This window comes from Paenibacillus sp. VCA1 (assembly GCF_031583795.1).
Taxonomy (GTDB): domain Bacteria; phylum Bacillota; class Bacilli; order Paenibacillales; family Paenibacillaceae; genus Paenibacillus_AQ; species Paenibacillus_AQ albilobatus.
On the sequence record NZ_JAVLSX010000005.1, the window covers coordinates 387,321 to 406,914 of the forward strand.

General features: G+C 55.7%; 17 protein-coding genes. 15 read left to right on the top strand and 2 right to left on the bottom strand.

The window, feature by feature from the left end:
* The first annotated feature begins 68 nt into the window (after window positions 1–68).
* Both rsgA and RJP21_RS13680 read left to right on the top strand, forming a co-directional pair.
* Entirely contained in the window at window positions 69–1,160 is a 1,092-nt protein-coding gene (gene rsgA, locus RJP21_RS13675) for a ribosome small subunit-dependent GTPase A (RefSeq protein ID WP_310859732.1), read from the top strand.
* Window positions 1,161–1,275: 115 nt separating this feature from the next.
* Window positions 1,276–1,803 (top strand): hypothetical protein, encoded by a 528-nt coding sequence (locus tag RJP21_RS13680; RefSeq protein WP_310859733.1) that lies wholly within the window; start codon window positions 1,276–1,278, stop codon window positions 1,801–1,803.
* A 98-nt stretch (window positions 1,804–1,901) separates the two neighbouring features.
* Here RJP21_RS13680 and RJP21_RS13685 read toward each other — a convergent pair whose 3' ends face one another.
* Window positions 1,902–2,141 carry a hypothetical protein gene (locus RJP21_RS13685; RefSeq protein ID WP_310859734.1) on the bottom strand — a complete coding sequence of 80 codons (240 nt, stop codon included), beginning with the start codon at window positions 2,139–2,141 and terminating at the stop codon, window positions 1,902–1,904.
* A gap of 363 nt (window positions 2,142–2,504) precedes the next feature.
* Between RJP21_RS13685 and RJP21_RS13690 the strand changes: the two genes are divergently transcribed.
* The 12 genes from RJP21_RS13690 (at window position 2,505) to RJP21_RS13745 (ending at window position 15,872) form a co-directional block, all read left to right on the top strand.
* A complete protein-coding gene (locus tag RJP21_RS13690; RefSeq protein WP_310859735.1) occupies window positions 2,505–2,837 on the top strand; it encodes a hypothetical protein in 333 nt (110 codons plus the stop codon).
* Window positions 2,838–2,905: 68 nt separating this feature from the next.
* On the top strand, window positions 2,906–6,892 hold the full coding sequence (essC, locus tag RJP21_RS13695; protein WP_310859736.1) for a type VII secretion protein EssC: 3,987 nt from the start codon (window positions 2,906–2,908) through the stop codon (window positions 6,890–6,892).
* 16 nt (window positions 6,893–6,908) lie between these two features.
* Window positions 6,909–7,736, top strand: a complete 828-nt coding sequence (locus tag RJP21_RS13700; protein ID WP_310859737.1) for a hypothetical protein — start codon at window positions 6,909–6,911, stop codon at window positions 7,734–7,736.
* 6 nt (window positions 7,737–7,742) lie between these two features.
* Entirely contained in the window at window positions 7,743–8,933 is a 1,191-nt protein-coding gene (locus RJP21_RS13705) for a WXG100 family type VII secretion target (protein ID WP_310859738.1), read from the top strand.
* A 63-nt stretch (window positions 8,934–8,996) separates the two neighbouring features.
* Complete coding sequence (locus tag RJP21_RS13710; RefSeq protein ID WP_310859739.1) at window positions 8,997–9,665, top strand: hypothetical protein; 669 nt, start codon at window positions 8,997–8,999, stop codon at window positions 9,663–9,665.
* A gap of 38 nt (window positions 9,666–9,703) precedes the next feature.
* The gene (locus RJP21_RS13715; protein WP_310859740.1) at window positions 9,704–9,985 is read left to right on the top strand and encodes a DUF4176 domain-containing protein; all 282 of its coding nucleotides are present in this window, start codon (window positions 9,704–9,706) and stop codon (window positions 9,983–9,985) included.
* Window positions 9,986–10,083: 98 nt separating this feature from the next.
* Complete coding sequence (locus RJP21_RS13720; RefSeq protein WP_160037488.1) at window positions 10,084–10,359, top strand: WXG100 family type VII secretion target; 276 nt, start codon at window positions 10,084–10,086, stop codon at window positions 10,357–10,359.
* Between the two features lie 217 nt (window positions 10,360–10,576).
* A complete protein-coding gene (locus tag RJP21_RS13725; protein WP_310859741.1) occupies window positions 10,577–12,637 on the top strand; it encodes a cell envelope integrity TolA family protein in 2,061 nt (686 codons plus the stop codon).
* A gap of 64 nt (window positions 12,638–12,701) precedes the next feature.
* Window positions 12,702–13,457, top strand: coding sequence for a vWA domain-containing protein (locus RJP21_RS13730; RefSeq protein WP_160037490.1), 756 nt, complete (start codon window positions 12,702–12,704; stop codon window positions 13,455–13,457).
* Window positions 13,458–13,477: 20 nt separating this feature from the next.
* Window positions 13,478–14,278, top strand: coding sequence for a protein phosphatase 2C domain-containing protein (locus RJP21_RS13735; RefSeq protein ID WP_310859897.1), 801 nt, complete (start codon window positions 13,478–13,480; stop codon window positions 14,276–14,278).
* Window positions 14,279–14,471: 193 nt separating this feature from the next.
* On the top strand, window positions 14,472–15,275 hold the full coding sequence (locus RJP21_RS13740) for an SDR family oxidoreductase (RefSeq protein WP_160037491.1): 804 nt from the start codon (window positions 14,472–14,474) through the stop codon (window positions 15,273–15,275).
* A gap of 219 nt (window positions 15,276–15,494) precedes the next feature.
* A complete protein-coding gene (locus RJP21_RS13745; RefSeq protein ID WP_160037492.1) occupies window positions 15,495–15,872 on the top strand; it encodes a DnaJ family domain-containing protein in 378 nt (125 codons plus the stop codon).
* Window positions 15,873–15,952: 80 nt separating this feature from the next.
* Here the strand turns inward: RJP21_RS13745 and gluQRS are convergent, their stop codons facing one another.
* A complete protein-coding gene (gene gluQRS / locus RJP21_RS13750; protein WP_310859742.1) occupies window positions 15,953–16,948 on the bottom strand; it encodes a tRNA glutamyl-Q(34) synthetase GluQRS in 996 nt (331 codons plus the stop codon).
* A gap of 125 nt (window positions 16,949–17,073) precedes the next feature.
* Here gluQRS and hrpB point away from each other — a divergent pair, with 125 nt between their 5' ends.
* Entirely contained in the window at window positions 17,074–19,572 is a 2,499-nt protein-coding gene (gene hrpB / locus RJP21_RS13755) for an ATP-dependent helicase HrpB (protein WP_310859743.1), read from the top strand.
* Window positions 19,573–19,594 lie beyond the last annotated feature (22 nt).

Consider the following 19,594-nt stretch of genomic DNA (forward strand, 5'->3'; position numbering starts at 1 on the left):
GGAATATACAGGTCCGGGCTCGGAATGAGCCAAGGCCCAAACGACAAACCATTTTAGGGGGATTTGATTTGACCAAATTAACGCAATACGGTTGGAGTGCATATTGGAACATGGAATGGAGCAAAGAAGACCGGGGAATCCATCAGCCGGGCCGGATCACGGCCGACTTCGGACAAATGTACAAGGTGTACACGGAAGAAGGCGAAATATGGGGCGAAATGTCCGGAAAAATGAAACACGAGCTTCAGCACGGTGGGCCGGTTCCGGCCGTCGGCGACTGGGTGGAGCTTCAAATGCTCGAGGGGGAAGAGCGGGGAGTGATCCTCGGCGTTCTTGACCGTAAAACGAACATTTCGCGGCAAAAGGCCGGGGCCAAATCGGCGCAGGAACAGTTGATCGCCGCCAACGTCGACATCCTTTTTCTCGTGACCTCGCTGAATGACGATTACAATCCGCGAAGAATGGAGCGGTATCTCATTATGGCCTGGAACAGCGGGGTAAATCCGGTCATTTTGCTGAGTAAGGCAGACTTATGCGATGATGCGGACATCAAGGCCGCGGAAATGGAACTGATCGCGCCGGGCGTGCCGGTGCATGTCGTCAGCGCCCTTGAAAACAGGGGGAAAGAAGCGGTCACCGGCTATTTGAAAGAAGGGGTGACGGTTGCGCTCACGGGTTCCTCCGGCTGCGGCAAGTCGACGATCGTCAACTGGCTGGCCGAAACAAGCGCCCAACGGACGCAAGGAATCCGCGAGGACGACAGCCGGGGACGGCATACGACGACGCACCGGCAGCTGTTTCTTTTGCCGCAGGGCGGTTTAATGGTAGATACGCCAGGAATGCGGGAGCTGCAGCTGTACGACGATAACGGCGGAGGTTTCGAGCAGGCGTTCGCCGACATCGAATCGATCGGCAAGGAGTGCCGGTTTGCCGATTGCAGCCATGAGCGGGAAGCGGGCTGTGCGGTGCGCGCGGCGGTGGAAGCCGGGGACATCGATGCCAAACGGCTGCAAAATTACCGGAAAACCCAGCGCGAGCTCGAATTTCAGATGAAAAAGGAAGCGCGCGGCCAGCGCAAATTGAACCGGATGGACCGCTCCGCGAAGGAGCCGGTACGCCGAAAATCTTCCTACTGGAACCACCGTTTAACGGACGAATGACGATAGGTCCTGCAGCGCGGCATTTTTTTGCGCGAAAGGGGCTGTGAACCGGTAATAATCAGGCTTGCCCGATCCATATATAAAAGATGAAGGAAGCTGCAGGGGGGTGGAGAGTGTGGGCTTTTTGCACTTGTTTTGGGGATTTTTGTTTCTGATTGATATCCGCATCAACGATTTCGACATTTTGCCGGACGTGATCGGGTATTTGCTCTTCTTTCTCGGTTTCGTCAAGCTGGAACACAGGTCGGGTCATTTTCGGAGCGCCAAAAACGTGTCCGTCGTCCTCCTGATCCTGTCCGTGGTCACGTTGCTCCTTTCGTTGTCGCCGCCCCGTTCATGGCTGTTTATCTTCCTGTTTAATGCCGTCCTGGTCGTTCTGAAGCTGTACATGGTATTCCACACCTGCTACGGCATCAGCGAATGGGCCGGACGAAGGGGGCACCGTGCGTTCCAGAACAAGGCCGTGCAGCGCTGGGGCTGGTACTTCGGCGTCGTAGCCGCCACCTTTATCGTGCTGCTGATCGCCCCGCTCGTTCCGCCGCTGGCCGTCCTTTTGGCGATCGTCCTGATGGTCGCTTCCCTTTTCGCCCACGTGATGATGATGCTGCTTGTCCAGGAGGCGGAGCATGTGCTGCGCCGATAAAAGCGGGCATGCCGTGCAGGCTCGTCCGATATACGCCGAGACCCTTTGCAAAAAGTTTTTTGCCGGGGTTCTTTTTTTGCGCAAAAAAAGAGCCCCTCTTAATAGAGGGACAATGCGAGCGTGTCGTTTTCGCTTTTGCTGTGAAGAATCGCTTCAGAGCCTTCGATTTCGATGCTGATCAAGGAGTTCAAGCATTTTTTGAGCGCTCTTTTGCCGTTTTGAATTTTATTTTCCAAGGTGCCGCTGAGCAGCTTAAGTACTTTTTGAACGGATTGTTTGTTTTCAGTGGTAAAATATACAGGGATAAGTTTGTTTTGAAAACTGATTAACATTCTCATAGAAAATCACCTCATTCGTGTTATTCCACAATTGCATTGTAAACCCCGATTATTAAAAAAACCTTAAAGAAAGCTTATAAATACTTAAATTGCATTTCATTTTCAAACATTTTTCAAAGATTTATAGAACGGGAAAAGTATGAGATAATGGATCCAAGCCGGCATGCAGAGACATGATTTTCATTATAACGAAACCTCGGAATCACGAAAATAATCCCTTCAACCTATATAATTCCGGAACTCAATGATTTAAAATAGTTAATTTGTCACAAATTGACATGTTTTTGCGCGAGTGATACATTATCATAGAAGTTATTGCTTCTTGCGAATCATAGATTTGTAGGGAATAAGAGGTGTAAAATAATGATTCTAACCGTCATGAAAAGCCGTCAGGACCGGGACTGGTTCGATATCGACGTTCCGGACGACTATCCCGTCATTCAATTGAAGGAAATGCTGGGCATGCGGGTATACGGCGAACCGCCCCGTATAGGACAGCAATATATATTGGAAGGAAAATTTCCCGACGGGCTGTGGTTTACGATCCGCGACGCGCAAGACGTTGCCGGCGCAGGGCTGAGGGAAGGATGCTGCATCCGCCTGCAGCGCGCATTTTCCACGACCGATGAAGAGGCTCCGGTATTCGGGAAAAGAAGCCTGTTTCAACATGATTCGATCGGGGTAATGGAGGATTAAGGGTTGAAATCCGCAAACATCAAAATACATAGACATGCTTTGGAAAGCAGAGGAGGAGCTGACGCATCGTGAATGTGTTGTATCAACGCTCGCCGCGAATCAAACCGACGCTGAAGGAGGAGACGATCGAGATTCCGAGGCCGCAGAACGAACCGAGCAAACCTTCGTTTTCGCTCATCTCGATTCTGCTGCCCGCCGTCATGACCGTCTTCAGCATCGGGTTTTATATATACATGAGCATGACCGGAAAAATGGGCAGCAGCAATTATATGATGTTCCAAATGGTCTCGGTGACGATGATGCTGACGTCTTACACGATCCCGTTTTTCGTCTACCTGGGCAATAAGAAAAAGTATAAGGAGCAGCTAAAGGAGCGGGTCCGGCTGTATCATGCCGAGCTTGATAAACATAAAGAAGAACTGGCCGCAGGACATAAGGAGCAGGTGGATGTGCTTTTTGAAGTGCATGGGGATCCGGATGTCTGTTTTCACATTGTAAAAAACCGGAGCAGCGTGCTTTGGGAGCGTTCCTTCGGCGACGATGACTTTTTGCATACGCGGATTGGAACCGGAAGCGTTCCGTTTTATATAAACATCAAAGCGCCGCGTGCCGAGGGGTACGTCAAGGATCCGCTGATCGAAGCGGCGCAGGAACTCGCCGGCGAATTTGAAACGGTGCCGGACGCCCCGATCGCGCTGCCGCTCTTTCAGGCGAAAGTCATCGGCATCGTCGGCGAACGGGAAGCGGTCATGAACGCGCTGCGGGTAATCGTTGCGCAAATGACGGTGCGTCATTCCCCGGATGAGGTGAAGCTGGCCGCGTTTTACGAGGAAAAAGACGCCGAAGATTGGGACTGGATGAGATGGCTGCCCCATACCTGGGACGAAAGCCGGAGCCACCGGTACATGTCGGACCGGCGAAGTACCGCCCATCAGCTTGCCGATGAGCTGTTTCAACGGCTCGGCCGGCGCAAAACCTCCCGGCATGAGCAGAAAAAAAAGACCGCTCAGCTTCCGGTTCAGGTCGTTTTGCTGTCCAGCGGGCAGCTGATCGAAGAGGAGCCGCTGCTGCCGCTGCTTTTGGAGGATGCCGGCGAAATCGATGCCTGCACCATCATTTTGTCCGACCGCAAAGAAGCGCTGCCGATGCAGTGCCATCTGATCGTGGACGTCGGCGGCCGTGAAGGCCAATATTCGTTGAAACGCGAGGACGGGGCGTTTGATCAGGTAAGCTTCGCCCCTGACGTTTTTACGCTGGAAAGGGCGGATGCTTTAGCGCGTTACATGGCTCCGATCCGGCTTAAACGCTCGCTTGCGTCGGACATCCCGGACGTGCTGACGTTATTTGAAATGCTGGGCATCAAGAAAGCGGCCGAGCTGGACGTGAAGCAGCGCTGGAGAAACAACCGTTATCCGGAAAGCCTGCCCGTCCCGTTTGGCGTTCGTGCAGGCGGCAAAAAGATCAATTTGAATATTCATGATAAAATAGAACGGCAGGGCCATGGACCCCACGGCCTGATCGCCGGAACGACGGGTTCGGGCAAAAGCGAGGTCATCCAGTCGATCGTCGCTTCGCTTGCCGCGGAGTTCCATCCGCATGACCTGGCCTTTATGCTGATCGACTACAAGGGCGGGGGCATGTCCAACACGTTTATCGATTTGCCCCATGTCGTTGGAACGATCACCAACCTGAGCAGCAGTTTAATGGAAAGAGCGAAGGTTTCGCTGAAAGCGGAGCTTGTCAGACGGCAAAAGATATTAAACGACGCCGGGAACCTGCAGCATATCGACGAATATTACAAGCTGCTCAAACATGAGGGCGGCAAGCCGCTCCCGCATTTGGTGATCATCATCGACGAATTCGCCCAGCTGAAAAAGGATCAGCCGGAATTTATGGACGAACTGATCAGCATCGCGGCCATCGGCCGAACGCTCGGCGTCCATTTGATTCTTGCGACGCAAAAACCGGCAGGCGTCGTTGACGATAAAATATGGAGCAACGCGCGATTCCGGATCTGCCTGCGCGTGCAGGACGAAGGCGACAGCCGCGACATGCTCAAAATCCCGAACGCCGCCTGGATCAATAAACCCGGCAGAGGTTATTTCCAGGTAGGCAGCGACGAGGTGTTCGAGGAGATGCAGTTCGCCTGGAGCGGCGCGCCGTACGTGGAGCAAACCGATTCGCCGGGACGCACAGTCCCGACCGAAATCGCCCTTAACGGAAAACGCGAGAACCTGCTGACGACGAGCATGTCTGCGGCGAATTTGCAAATGGAGCAGCCTCCGAAGCAGCTGCAAGTATTTATCGACAAGCTGGCCGAAACGGCAAGGGATGAAGGGATCGAGCGCCTTCAGGGGCCTTGGCTTCCGCCGCTTCCCGAAAGGCTCGAACTCGAGGAACTGGCGGCGATGGCGGAACCGCCCGCAGGCGATGAACTGGAAGGGGTCGTCGGCATGATCGACGATCTGCCGAATCAAAACCAGCGCCCGCTGCATATTCCGATGCAGCAGGGGCATTGGGCGGTATACGGCATGCCGGGCCTGGGCAAAACGACGTTCGTGCAGACGCTGCTGATGTCCCTTGCCCAAAACTATTCGCCTGACTTATGGCACGGTTATATCGTGGACATGGGACGAATGTTGCGGGACTTCGGCAAGCTGCCGCAAATCGGAGGCGTCATGATGGCCGAAGAGGACGACCGGATCAAGCGGCTGTTCCGCTTCCTGGTCAAAACGGTGTCCGAACGCAAGGAGCTGTTCGCCGAAGCCGGCGTAAAAACGGCTGCCGCTTACCGCCGCTCGCAGAACCCGTCCCTTCCGCAGGTGATCGTCGTCATCGACGGCTATTTAAATTTCCGGAATTCCTACCCGGATGAAAACGAGATGCTGGAGTTCATTTTGCGGGAAGGCGGAAATCTCGGCATCACGTTTCTAATGACTTCGAACCGCATTTCGGACATTTTCGAAAAGGTGCGGAGCAATATAGCAAACGCGGTCACTTTCGAGCTCGCGGATGCGTCCGATTATTATTATGCCGTCGGCAGGCCGGCGAGAAATCCGGGCTCCATGCCGCCGGGCAGAGGGCTTGCGAAGGGGAATACCCCGCCGCTCGAGTTCCAGACCGCGCTGCCGGCACGCGGCGACGACGAAGCCGGGCGTTCGGCCGTCCTGCGCCGGCAGATCCAAAGCATCGCCGACCGGTATCCGCACGCGGACGTCCGGAAAATCGAAAAGCTGCCGGAGCGGATCCTGCTGCATGAGCTGATGCCGCACGCTGCAAGTTACAAGCCCGGGCATGCTGCGAATGCCTCGTTTAAGGTGCCCGTCGGTTTGCTGACCGATGATTTGGAGCCTTTCGAGGCGGATCTGCAGGAAGGGCCCCATTTCATCGTCGCCAGCCCGATGGAGGGCGGAAAAACGGCCTTCATGTTGACATGGATGCTGTCGCTTGCGTACCATTATTCACCGGAACAGCTGCAGATCTATACGGTCGATGCCAGGTACGGCAGCAGAGGGCTTTCCCAAATCGGCGCACTGCCGCATGTGCAGGGATGCGCATCCAGGGAGGAAGAGCTTTCGTCGCTGATCGGGCAAGTATTCGAGCAGGTGCAGCGCCGCAGCGGCGGAGAAGAAGGTCCCGCGATCCTGCTGGCGATCGACGACGCGGACATTTTGGCGAAACAATTAAACGACTTTACGATAAAAGATCAGCTGGGAGCCATTGTACGTCTTGGACGCGACCGGAATGTGCACGTATTGCTTTCGGGCGTCCCGGCCGATTTCCCTACGTTTGGGGCGGATTGGTTCAACGACGTAAAATCCTGCCAAAGCGGATTTTTGTTCGGGACTTTAGACCCTAATGATTTGTCGTTCTTCCGAATACCATTTTCGGAATCGAGTAATGCCCCTGGCGGCTTGAAAATATTGCCTCCGGGACAGGGGTACTACATTAAACGGAAATTTACGAGGGTGAAGGCTGCGATTCCGTTCGATGACCAGTGGGAAGCCAGCCGATGGGCTCAGAAAATTCGCGACCGATGGCATGTTGTTGTTTGAGGGGAGGTGGCTCATAATGTTGACGATTCATGCTTCCAAACAGGATACGATTACGCTTGATAATAGAGAGTTCTTTTTCCTTGCCGGAATTCTGGGCTCCGACCGCCTGCTGGGCGTGGAGGACCCGTTCCAGGGATATTTGGCGCAGGAGATCGCCGATGAATGGGATGAGGTCAAACGTTCGCTTCTGGAAAAAGGCTACCTGATCGAGGAAGATGACGGCGCCATGCTGGCCATGCCGCCGAAAGTATTCTCGCGCGTGGCGATCGCAAGTTTGGCGGAGCGTTCATGCTGGCTGAGATACAAACGGCAGGAGGAGTCCTTTGAAGGGTATTTGCACGCAACGAACGAAAAGGTCGTGCAGGTGCAAAAATCCGATACCGGCAACCTGTATGAGCTTGATGAGCTCGGGGATGTGGAGGCTGCCTGCGGCCAGTTGGTGGAGAAAATGGATTTGAAGGATTATGCACCCGGGGAAACGCCGGCGCTGCTTCTGTCCAAAAAGAAATTCGGGGAAATATACAGCCGCGTTTCGGCCCTCACGGTGGACGAACTGGGAGACGAACTTGCGGCGGCCACGAGCGACGCGGAAGGGGCGATTGCCCTGGCCCGCTGCTTGAAATTCCGGACGGGAGAGGGAGAGCTTCATTTTTCCACATGGACGGGAAGCCGTTGGGAGACGCAAAGCGCCGCTTTCGTGGTGAACGATACGATGAACTGGCTTGTCCGCATGAGCTTAAGCGGGGATCAAGATTGGCTTACCGCCAGTCCTGCCAGCAAACAACAATTTCAAGAGATGCTGCTTCTCTGGTTGAAGCAGTCTGCAGAATCAGATGGAAGGTGATGGTCCGTGCGTATTTCTGTTGAACCGGAAGCACTCCGGGCATTAAGTCGGCAGCTGGAGCAAAGCGGCGAGCAAATCCGCCAATTAACGGCATTATTGAATCAGGCTTTGGGATCGTTGATTTGGGAAACTTCGATCCGGGAGTCTCTCTTGAATCAATGGCAGGCTGCGAATCAGCAGGGAGAACAGATTTCATCCATGCTGAGCGAAATGGGGCGAACCGTCCAAAAAAAAGCGGGCCAATTCCAGGCGGCGGACGAGCAGCATCATTCCATTATGGCAGGCTCCGCATTTTACAACTCTCCGGTGGCGATGTTCCGCGCGGCAGCCGTGCAGGGGGACGGATCCATCCTGCCGGGATACGGCGGACGCGCCATTCCGATCTCCAACCCGTCATCGGCGGTGATGGCCGTGCAGGCCCAAAACGGCGATGAGAGCGGCATCGACGTCGGCTGGGGGTATCAAGGACCGACGCCGGCAGGCTGGGCTTCGCTCGGATACGGGGCGCTGATGGTAGGCACGATGGTGAAAAGCGGCTTTAACGTCAATATGAGAAACAACGGTTCGGTTGCCACGATCAAAGGAGCCCGTTCTCCTTTTGCGCTTAACGAAGGCATTCGGGGAACGCGGTATACGCTGAACAATGCGGCGAAAAACCCGCAGGTATGGAAGTTCGTCGATCCCAAAATCGCCGCGAAAGAGGCCCTTTCGATCAAAGGTTTCGGCGGCAAGCTGGGGTATGCCGGATTGCTGTTCGATACCGGCGTGTCCGGCTTTCAGGATTACAAACGCGGCGGCGCGAGCCGGGCGGCTGCGAGCGTCATGGTTAACGGCGGCTTGGGGCTCGGCACCTTGGCAAGCAGCGCGGCGATCGGAGCGGCGGTCGGTTCGGCCGTACCCGTAGCGGGAACGGCCGTCGGAGCGGTCGTGGGACTCGCATCGGGCGTCGTCATTTCAGCGGTCACCGACATCGAAATTAACGGAAAATCGCTGAAAACCTATGCGGTGGACGCGGTAGACACGGCGATTGACGGGACGGTCGAAGGGGTGAAGTGGGCGACGAAAGGCATTGGGCATGCGGCCGAAGAAACCTTCCACACGGTATCGGATTCGGTCAAGGCTTTGTCCCATGGCGCAAGCCAGATGGCGGATCAAGTAAAAAACAAATTGGGCAAGCTGGGGAAATGGTTCGGGTAAATCCATGCGGCGTTCCATCAAAACCGTTTTCGCAAAGCCCGGCCGGACAAAGGAGGGGGAACGGTGAACGACAACACACCTGGGCAAAAGCAATCATTCATAGACGATTATGCGGGAGTGTATCCGCTGCGGATCATTAGATCCCAGACGATCAGTCTGCTCCTTCTTCCCAACGTGCTGCTGCTGATCTTGGCCTTTGCGGACCCGTACGAGCCGGTTTGGGCTTGGCTGCTGCTGGTTCCGCTTGTTATGATGGATATGCTGGGATTGGCCGTTGTCGTTTCTCCGGGACGGATGCAGGAGTTTCATCTTTTTGTATTGGGGGCCGTCGGCATTTTGGGATCGGCTGCTTTTGCCGCAGCGGCGAACAAACTTGCGTATGCCACGCTGGGCATATCGTCGCCATGGTTTCTGATCGTCTCCGCAGCCGGGTACATACTCGTATTTGCGACACTTTACGGGATACATATCAAATTACTGTACGGCGGACGTTACAGCCGGGAAGCATCGGACAATCAGGAAACCGAGACGCGCGGGGCAAAAAAAGCCCAGGGGATCATCCTCGCCTGCTCCGGCTTGGGAGTGCTTCTTTCATGCGTGCTGATCAAAACGTTCGGGGGCTACAGCATGAAAGTGATGCTGATCATCGCGCTGCTGTTTTTGTTCGCCCTCGCATACATGATGCTTGCCGGCAATCTTCATAAGTATTGGCTGCTCAAAAAAAGACGATAGCGTACATATTGTCAACAGAGAGGAAGGTTGAACAAACGATGGAGGAACGGGAACACGCGAAATTATTGCTTCCGCTCGGGTCGATCGTTCTGCTCAAAGGTGCCCAAAAGAAACTGATGATCTACGGACGCAAGCAGATTCAGATGGAAAGCAATACGCTGTATGACTATCTCGGCGTCGTGTATCCGGAAGGATATATCGACCCGAATTATACTTTTTTGTTCAATCATGAGGATATCGACAAAATTGAGTTTACCGGATTTTCCAATGATGAAGAAAAAAGGTTCCAAAAGATCCTTGAAGAAGTTTCGGCGGAGTAGGATGCGGGTAAAAAGACTCAGGACCAGGGACTTTTGATGAAGCCCGCCGACTATAGTATAGTCGATTACGAAAATCTTCAAATTGAAGGAGGATCATTATGGCAGGACGTATTTTAATTACTCCCGAACAGGTAGACGCGGTGGCTAACCAATTTAAGCAAGGCGGGGAGCAAAGCCAGCAGATCGTTAACGGCTTGACCCAAGCCATCCACGGCATGGAAGGACAATGGGAAGGTATGACCAAACAGCGGTTTTTCCAGGAATTCCAGGAAGCCAACAAACAAATGCAATCATTCGTTCAAATTTTGAACAACATCAGCCAAGAATTGACTGCCATTGCACAGAAATTCCGCACGGTCGACGAATCCCGCTAAGTTATGGTTTAATAGAACTATGGGGATCGGGATTGAGCCTATTTTCATATAAGCCTTAGAGACCGGGTGTTCATGAACTCCCGGTTTTCTTCAACGTAAGGCATGTTTATGTTTGGGTCCCCGCGAATAGCATCCGAAAAAGCGTTCATGCGATAGCTCCGGCACCGGGGTTATTTTGCAGTCTATATCTGTTGTTGGTATAAGAGAGGGGATATCTATGTCTTTTCAGCCCAATCCGGGAGATTCCATTCTGATTAACGGCAAAAGCTACAAGGTAGGCCAGCATCCGGCCGCTCCGGGTTTGGCGTACGCCCAGGCCGGCAGGCAGGGGATCGTCTACCAGCTCGTACCGCAGGACGGCGGACCTGAAGAGGCGAAAGCGTTAAAAGTGTTTTTTCCGAAATTTCGGATTCCCGCCATGGTTTATCAATCGGAAACGATGGAGATTTATAGCGAAAGCCCGGGCTTGCAGGTCTGCAAACGAGACGTGCTCACTCCCGAAAGAAACGGAGAACTGATAACCGAACATCCCGACTTGTTGTATGCCGTTTTGATGCCCTGGGTTTATGGGGTGACGTGGTTTGACGTCATTGCGGAACAAAAGCGGCTTGCGCGGACGGAAAGCCTGGCGCTTGCCAAAGCGCTGGCCGCCATCGGTTCGGGCATGGAGCAGCGTGGCCTCGCGCATTGCGACTTGTCTGCGCCGAACGTGATGCTTCCGTTTTTTTCAGAAGTCGATATGCCGGGCAACAAATCGGTCGTCGAGCTGGTGGACGTGGAGCAGATGTACAGTCCGAAAATGGACCGGCCTGACGTGCTGCTGTCGGGGTCTCCCGGTTATGCGGCGCACCGCACGGTACAGAGCGGCTTATGGAGCGCATACGCGGACCGCTTTGCGGGAGCCATCATCATGGCGGAAATGCTGGGTTGGTGCGATTCGCATGTTGTGGAAAAAGCATGGGGCGAAAGTTATTTCGACCAGCATGAAATGCAAAACCCGTGCGAGCGGTATTTCGTGCTGAAGAAATCGCTTGAGCGGAACTGGGGGAACAAAGTCGCGGAATTGTTCGCCCGGGCCTGGGAAAGTCAGGATATCAGCAGCTGCCCGACGTTCGGGGAATGGCTTGTCGTTTTGTCCGCCATGAACGGGGAACCGCCGATCGGCGAAGCGGAACCGGAGCTGGATGGCGGAAAAGAGGGGGCGCCCGCCCGTTCCCAGGGAGCCCTCGAGTCCGCGGCCGCCGCTGCCGCTGTACTGCCCGAGGAGCCGCCGCTGCCGCCCGTCGGGGAAAAGGGCGCGGCGCAAGCCGGCAAGGATCACGGGGTCGTCGACCGTCTGTTCCACCAGGCACGGGAAATGGAGCGGAAGGGAGATCTCAAGGGGGCGCTTGAGGTGTACCGGTCCGCCCATCATTTTGTTCCGGCCGGGTCCCCGATGCAAATCGAGCTGGAAGCGGCCATCGCCGGGTTGGAAGAAACGCTGAATCCGAAGCCTGAAGAGCAGGCGGCGGGAAAAGTTCCTTTTTACCGATCGCGCAAATGGCTGGCGGCAGGAGCCGCCGCGTTGGTGCTCATTGGCGGTTCCGGTTTTGCGGTAAACCAGATTTTGGCCGACCAGGCCGAAAAAAGGGAAGCCGAAGCCGCGGAAAAGCTGTCCAAACAGCAGGAGGAAGCGCGAAAAGCCGAGCTGCAGGAAGAAGAAAAACGAAAGCAGGCCGAAGCGGAGGAGAAACGGAAGCAGGCCGAGGCAGAAGAGAAACGGAAGCAGGAGGAAGACAAAGCGCTGGCCCGGCAAAAAGCAGAGAAGCAAAAGCTTCAGGAAAAATACGAGCAGCAGGCGAAATACGAAGCCTATCTTGCCCAGAAAAAGCTTGCCGAAGAGAAGCAAAAGGCTGCCGAAAAGAAGCGGCTGCAGGAGCTGTACGACAAACAGGCGAAATACGAAGCCTATTTGAAGCAGCAGAAAATTCTTAAACAAAAGCTTGAGGAGCAGAGGATCCAGAAGGCAAAGGAAGAAGCTGCGCGAAAACAGCAGGAAGCCAGGGAGCTGCAAAAACGGCGTTCCAATCAGGTGGTGCAGCTGATCGCCTCATACAACCAGGCGTACAATGCCCAAAAGGGCGGAAATACGTCCAAAGCGCGGCAATACGCCTTGAGTTTCATCAACCTGTACGAAAAGGATTCCGCATATTTCAAGACGGTAGGCAAAGTCAGCTCGCGCGCCAATGCGATCTATAAGTTTTTGGCCAATACGGGTTACATACTGCCTAATATTTAGATAGGGATTATGCAACATCCTAAGATATATATTTTATTTTCAAAAAGGGGAGTTGAAATCGAAGATGAATTACACCATTCAGGCTTCCCAGCGCACACCTGCGCTCATTATTTACCTGATCGACATCAGCGCCTCCATGAATATGCTCATGGACGACAAACGGCGCATCGATGTCGTTTACGACGCGTTGTCTCTGGCCATCCGGCAAATGGTGTTCCGGTCGACGAAAGGCAACCGGCTGACGCCGCGGTACCGGATCGCCATTTTGGCCTACAGTGACGACGTATATGACCTGCTGAACGGCATCAAGGGAATCGATGAAATCGCCGCCGCCGGTTCTTTGCCGGATTTGACGCCGAAACGGTTTTCGGATTCCGCCAAGGCATTCCTTCAGGCCGAACGGATTTTGCAATCGGAGCTTCCATTGATTCAGGATTGCCCGGCTCCGCTCATCTGCCATATGACGGACGGCGTAGCGACCGGAGACGATCCGGAGCCGATTGCAAAGCGCATCATGAACATGAGCGTGCCCGACGGCAACGTCCTGGTCGAAAACATTTTTATTTCCGATCATATGCTGGATCAGCCGATCCTTCAGCCGCGGCGCTGGAAAGGCATCCATCCGGAAACCGTCCTGCAGGATGAGCATGCGGTGAAGCTGCGCAACATGTCTTCGCCGCTGCCCGAAAGCTACAGGGAGATGCTGGCGGAGGCGGATTACCAGCTTGCGCCGGGTGCGCTGATGATGCTTCCCGGCAGCTGCGCGGAGCTGGTGTCCATCGGATTTCAAATGTCGGCGGCCACGCCGGTACGAGCTTAGGAGGGAGGAAACCTGTGATCATGAATTCGGCTGCAGCGAAAGACGCGTTTACGTTTGTCAGTTCCCAATCTTCCGAACAGCGGCTGTCCACATACCGCGGTCGTTTTGTTTGCAGATATGCCTACGGACGCGCGATGGAGAGTTTGGTGCAGGGAGAAAAGGGCCAGGATTTTGTCGGGGTGGAAATCGACGGCGACGTGTGCAATTTCGTGTTATGCGACGGGGTCGGGATGAGCTATCGGGGAGATTTTGCGGCGCGCTTTCTCGGTCATACGCTGCTCGAATGGCTGGGGAAAACCCGGGAATGGTCTTCGGCGGGTTTTGCCGGCTTCATGCGGGAAATTACGACAGCCGCATCGATGCAGCTAAAGCAGCTGATTCCTCCGAACGAAACGCCTTCGCTGCTCCGCGAGGTGCTTGAGGACAAGCAGCGGATGGGCAGCCAATCGATGTACATCTGCGGGCGCATCGAGCTGCCGTCGTCGAAAAGAAAACAGGGAAGAATATGGATGGCATGGCAAGGGGACTCGCGCGTCCGTTTCTGGAAGCAAAACATGGAGATCAGCGAACATTTCCAGGCGTCGATGCAAACGAATGAGCGCTGGTCGACGCTGACGGGACCGGTCGGCGGCCAGCCGCATGTATATCAGACCCGGCTGGAATACGGCATGCCGATGCGGCTCCAGCTGTATACGGACGGATTGGACGATTTGGATCCGATTCGCGAGCTGCTTCCCGACGAGCAGATTCAAATTTTGCTGGAAGCGCCGCACACCGGCGGTCTGCAGGATGATGCCGCTTTTTTGGAGCTGCAATGGTGATAAGAGAAGAAAAGATGCAAATGAAGCCGGACCATTCAACCGCGGTTGAGAGGCCGGTTTTTTTGCTTTGGACGGGAGCCGGACGACCGGGGATAAATGTTTTTGCGAAGGTGATTAGGCGGAACCTTTTTTTGGGTAATCTTGAGACAAATGCAACATAATAGAATCAGGAGCCAAAAGGAGAGATACACACATGAACCAGCACATCAACAAATTGCGTTTTACCGGCAAAACGGCCATCGTGACCGGCGCAGGTTCCGGGATCGGGAAAGCGGCCGCCATCAAATTGGCGACGGAAGGGGCAAACGTCGCTTTGTTCGACCTGCTGGACGACCGCACCGCGCAGGCCGAGGCCGAAATCAACGCCATCCGCCCGGGCAGCGCTCGCGCTTTTGACGTGGACACCTCGGATCCCGCCAGGGTCGAAAAAGCCGTCCTGGAAACCGCGGAGCTGTTCAAAAAGGTCGACATCGTGTTTGCCAACGCGGGCATCAACGGCGTTTTGTCGCCGATCGAGGATATGAAATTCGAAGATTGGCAGCACACGCTGAGCGTCAATTTGAACGGCACGTTTCTGACGGTCAAATATGCCGTTCCCCACCTGAAAAAGCAGGGCGGCAGCATCATCATTACCAGCTCGATCAACGGCAACCGGACGTTTTCCAATTTCGGGATGTCGGCGTACAGCACTTCGAAGGCGGGGCAGGTCGCTTTTGCGAAGATGGCTGCGCTTGAGTTGGCGAAGTTCAAAATCCGCGTCAACGTCATCTGCCCGGGGGCCATTTCCACGAACATCGACCAAAGCACGGAAAAAACCGAAGAGCTGAAGGAAATCGTCATACCGGTTCAATACCCGCAGGGCAGCCAGCCGCTGTCCGATGGGCCGGGAACGCCGGAAAACGTCGCCGATCTCGTGGCATTTTTGGCGTCGGACGAGTCGGTCCATATTACCGGCACCCAGGTTTATATCGACGGGGCGGAGTCGCTCCTACGATAAAGGTCAGAAACCGTTTCCGCGGTAGCGGAGGCGGTTTTTTTATGAAGATATAAGCATTGCGAAGCGAGTGCTTTCTTATATCTCAAGGGAAATTTCCGCTAAGCGCTGTCTGTCTTTTGTGAAGGTACGCCGACAGGCGATATTCTTATTTGACAGCGGCTCGAAGTTCATGCTTTCATAAAATGAGCGTATCTTTAACGAAAGGGAGGCGGCCCAACCATGGGAATCATGTCTTGGCTTGCCGAAGAACGAATCCATAAAGCCATGGAGCGGGGCGAATTCAAGGATTTGGCGGGCAAAGGAAAACCGCTGCAGCTGGAAGATTTGTCGCATATTCCCGAGGACCTTCGGATGTCATACAAAGTCATGAAAAACGCGGGAGTGATTCCCGAGGAAATGCAGCTGCAGGGCGAGCTCCTGAAGCTGCGGGACCTGATTCATGCCTGCGAAAACGCCGGCGAAAAAGAAAAGCTGAAAAGGTCGCTGACCGAAAAAAAGCTGCGCTTCCAGATGCTTATGGAGCAAAGAGGGATAAGCGACAGCGCCGCGTTTTTGGAATATGAACAAAAAGTGCGCGACCGTTTTCAAGATTCATAGACGGCTCGTCCGCCTGGCTAATTAAGAAAAACCTCTATTTTTGCCTTAGGAAAGGGCAAAGGAATAGAGGTTTTTGCTCGTTACGAGGCTCCTTGCAAACGGGAAAGCATATCTGCGGTGATGACGATCGGCTCGGAAGGCAGCTTGTCCAAGCGGAAAAGCGGAATGCACTCGCGGGCGCTCAGCGGCTCGGGTTCCGGGAGGAGCCCCGCCAGCCACATCAGCCAGCCGATCACCCGTTCGGGCGCCGTCCGGCTTTCCCGCAGCGCCGCCAGGCTGGTTCCGCCATGCCGTTTGGCAAGCCGTTTGGCAAGCCGTTTGCCGTCCGGACCCATAAACAAGGGAACATGGGCGAACGACGGCGCTTCCATGCCCAGCGCTTTGTAGAGCAAAAGCTGGCGGGGGACGGAATCAAGCAGGTCGGCTCCGCGAAGCACGTCCGTGATTCGCATCATATGATCGTCAACGACGACGGCCAGCTGATAGGAAATCATCCGGTCCGCCCGCCGGACGATGAAATCGCCGCCCGCCGCGGCATCGAAGGTTTGCATGCCGGCGATGCCGTCGCGAAAAACAAGCCGTTCATGGCCGACCCGAAACCGCAGGGAGGGCTCTTTCTCCAAAGCTTTGCGGGCGGCTTCCTCGCTGCTTAAATTCCGGCATGTGCCCGGATAAGCCGGGCCTTCCGAGGATAAGCCGTGGGGAGCGCGCGCCGCCGCAAGCAGGTCCGCCCGGCTGCAAAAGCAGCGGTACAAATATCCTTTTTCATCAAGCTGACTGAGCGCGTGTTCGTAATACTCCGTGCGTTCGCTTTGCGTATACGGGCCGAACGGGCCGCCGACATCCGGGCCTTCGTCCCAATCGAGCCCAAGCCAATATAAATCGTCGAGGATTTGTTTGGCGAGATGGGGTCTGGAGCGCTGGGTATCGATGTCTTCCATCCGCAATATGAAGGTCCCGTTTGCGCTTCGGATTTGCAGCCAGGAAAGCAGCGCCGTCCAGGCGTTGCCGATGTGCAGCTCGCCTGAAGGCGTAGGCGCGAATCTGCCTCGTACCGGACGTGGGTTCTGGCTCAAAGTCATCGTCTCCTTTATACGCGCTTTGTACATTTTAATCCAATCGGGCGTGGATATCCAGTACTCCGAGACTCTATAATGGAAGTAGACAACAACTTATGACGAAAGACATGGTGAGGGAAAAAATGAACGAATTACCGATACGGCGGGTGCTGCCGGAGCTGTTGGAGCGAATGCGTTCGGGCACGTCCGCCGTTCTTGTCGCCGAGCCTGGAGCGGGCAAGACGACGCAAGTTCCGCTTGCGTTTCTAAATGAGGCATGGCTGTCCGGGCGAAAAATCGTCATGCTGGAGCCGCGCCGCCTCGCCGCCCGCTCGGCGGCCGAATACATGTCCCGGATGCTTGGCGAGCAACCGGGGGAAACGGTCGGCTACCGCGTCAGAATGGATAGCCGGACAAGCCGCAGGACCAAAATCGAAGTCGTCACCGAAGGCATTTTGACCCGAATGCTGCAAAGCGATGCCGGTCTGGAAGACGTCGGCATGGTCATTTTCGACGAATTCCACGAGCGGAATCTGCAGGGAGATCTAGGCCTGGCGCTCGCTTTGGAATCGAAGGCCGTGCTGCGGGAAGATCTCCGCATCCTGGTCATGTCCGCGACGCTTGAAGCCGAACCCGTGGCGGCTCTGCTGGGCGATGCGCCGGTCGTGAACTGTCCCGGGAGGCAGTTCCCGGTCGAAACGGTTTACCGGCCGCCGGCCGCAGGGTTGGCGCTGGAGAAGCATATGGCGGCCGTCATCCGGGAGGCTTCGGCCGGCCATCCCGGCGACGTGCTTGCCTTTCTGCCGGGCAAGGGGGAAATCCGCAAGGTGCAGGCCGAGCTGGAGAGCGGAGGGGTTCCCGCCGGGTTCGTCATTCGGCCGCTGTATGGCCAGCTGCCGCAAAAAGAGCAGGATGCGGCCGTGCAGCCCGATCCGGAAGGGCGGCGCAAATGGATATTGGCGACATCGATCGCCGAGACGAGCTTGACGATCGACGGCGTCCGCATCGTCGTAGACAGCGGTTATATGCGTACGCAGCTGTTTTCGGCCCGGACCGGCATGCCGTATTTGGCAACGGACCGGGTGTCGCGGGCATCCGCGGACCAGCGCAGGGGGCGCGCCGGCCGCACGGCTCCCGGCATCGCGTACAGGCTTTGGAGCCATGAAGCGCAAAACCATCTGCGTTCGCGGAACGCACCGGAAATATTGCAAACCGACCTGACGCCGCTTGCGCTGGAATTGGCCGCTTGGGGCGTTCAAAACCCCGGCGGCATGGCTTGGCTCGATCCGCCGCCGGAAGCCGCTTATGAACGGGGCCGGGAGCTGCTGCAGCGTCTCGGAGCGGTTCGCCGGGACGGTTCCGTTACGGATAAAGGCAAACGCATGGCGGAGATTGGTTTGCATCCCCGCCTCTCCGCGATGATGCTTCAAGCGGAGAAGCTCGGACAAAGCGGGCTCGCGGCTGTGCTGGCGGCCATTTTGCAGGAGCGGGATATTTTCCGCTCCGGTGCCGGCGCCCCGCCGGACTCGGATATCCGGAGCCGGGTGCAGGCGGTCCGCTTGTGGGAGCAGAAAGGCTTCGCCGGCCCGAACGCGGATGAGGCCGGATTGAAACGGATCGTACAGGAAAGCCGCTATATGCAAAAGCAGCTTGAAGCGGAATTAAGCGGCCCGGGCGATATTGAAAAAAGCGGATTGCTGCTTTCGTTTGCTTATCCGGACCGGATCGGCCAAAGCCGCGGCGGCGGCAAATTTCTGCTGACCTCCGGACGGGGCGTGGAGCTGCCGCGGGAGCAGCCGTTAAGCCGCGCAGCTTACGTGACGGTCGCTGCGGTCGACGACAAAAAAGGCGCGGAAGGGAAGATTCTGCTTGCCGCTCCGTTAAGCCTGGAAGACCTGCAGCAGCATCATCGGGAGGACATCGTGGAGGAAACGACGGTCGAATGGGATCCGTCGCTCGGCGGGGTAAAAGCCCGCCGTCAAGTATGCCTCGGGGCGGTTGTCCTTCGCGAATCTCCCGCCGGTCAGCCGCCGGCGGAAGCGGTCGCGCGGGCTTTGCTTGACGGGATTCGGGCCGAAGGGCTTGGCCTCCTGCCATGGACCAAGCAAGCCGCACAGCTGCGCCAGCGCCTTCAGCTCATGCATGAGGCGGACCCGGATTGGCCCGACATGGGGGATGATGCGCTCTTAAGCCGGTTGGAAGAGTGGCTGCTGCCGTACCTCGACGGCTTGAAAAACCGCTCCGACCTGCAGAAGCTGCAGCTTGTTCCGATCCTGGAGCAGATGGTCGGATGGGATAAAAAGACCCGGCTCGACAAAGAAGTCCCTACGCATATCACCGTTCCAAGCGGCTCGAGAATTGCCGTGGATTACAGCGATCCGAAGCAGCCGGTGCTGGCCGTGAAATTGCAGGAAATGTTCGGGCTTCACGAAACGCCGAAAATCGGCATGGGCAGGATTCCGCTTACGCTTCATCTGTTATCGCCTGCGCAGCGGCCGGTACAGATCACCTCCGATCTGGCGAGCTTTTGGAAGCATGGGTATTTCGAGGTGAAAAAAGATTTGAAAGGCCGATACCCGAAGCATTATTGGCCTGATGATCCGCTCGAAGCCATACCGACGAGACGCACCCGGCCGCAATAAAACCTTAAAAGGCAAGGCCCCC

Bases quoted from the DNA above. Each gene is read 5' to 3' on its own strand.
- RJP21_RS13685 (WP_310859734.1), bottom strand. From the start codon at position 2,141: ATGAGAATGTTAATCAGTTTTCAAAACAAACTTATCCCTGTATATTTT.
- RJP21_RS13690 (WP_310859735.1), top strand. From the start codon at position 2,505: ATGATTCTAACCGTCATGAAAAGCCGTCAGGACCGGGACTGGTTCGAT.
- RJP21_RS13700 (WP_310859737.1), top strand. From the start codon at position 6,909: ATGTTGACGATTCATGCTTCCAAACAGGATACGATTACGCTTGATAAT.
- RJP21_RS13715 (WP_310859740.1), top strand. From the start codon at position 9,704: ATGGAGGAACGGGAACACGCGAAATTATTGCTTCCGCTCGGGTCGATC.
- RJP21_RS13720 (WP_160037488.1), top strand. From the start codon at position 10,084: ATGGCAGGACGTATTTTAATTACTCCCGAACAGGTAGACGCGGTGGCT.
- RJP21_RS13725 (WP_310859741.1), top strand. From the start codon at position 10,577: ATGTCTTTTCAGCCCAATCCGGGAGATTCCATTCTGATTAACGGCAAA.
- RJP21_RS13730 (WP_160037490.1), top strand. From the start codon at position 12,702: ATGAATTACACCATTCAGGCTTCCCAGCGCACACCTGCGCTCATTATT.
- RJP21_RS13735 (WP_310859897.1), top strand. From the start codon at position 13,478: ATGAATTCGGCTGCAGCGAAAGACGCGTTTACGTTTGTCAGTTCCCAA.
- RJP21_RS13740 (WP_160037491.1), top strand. From the start codon at position 14,472: ATGAACCAGCACATCAACAAATTGCGTTTTACCGGCAAAACGGCCATC.
- RJP21_RS13745 (WP_160037492.1), top strand. From the start codon at position 15,495: ATGGGAATCATGTCTTGGCTTGCCGAAGAACGAATCCATAAAGCCATG.
- hrpB (WP_310859743.1), top strand. From the start codon at position 17,074: ATGAACGAATTACCGATACGGCGGGTGCTGCCGGAGCTGTTGGAGCGA.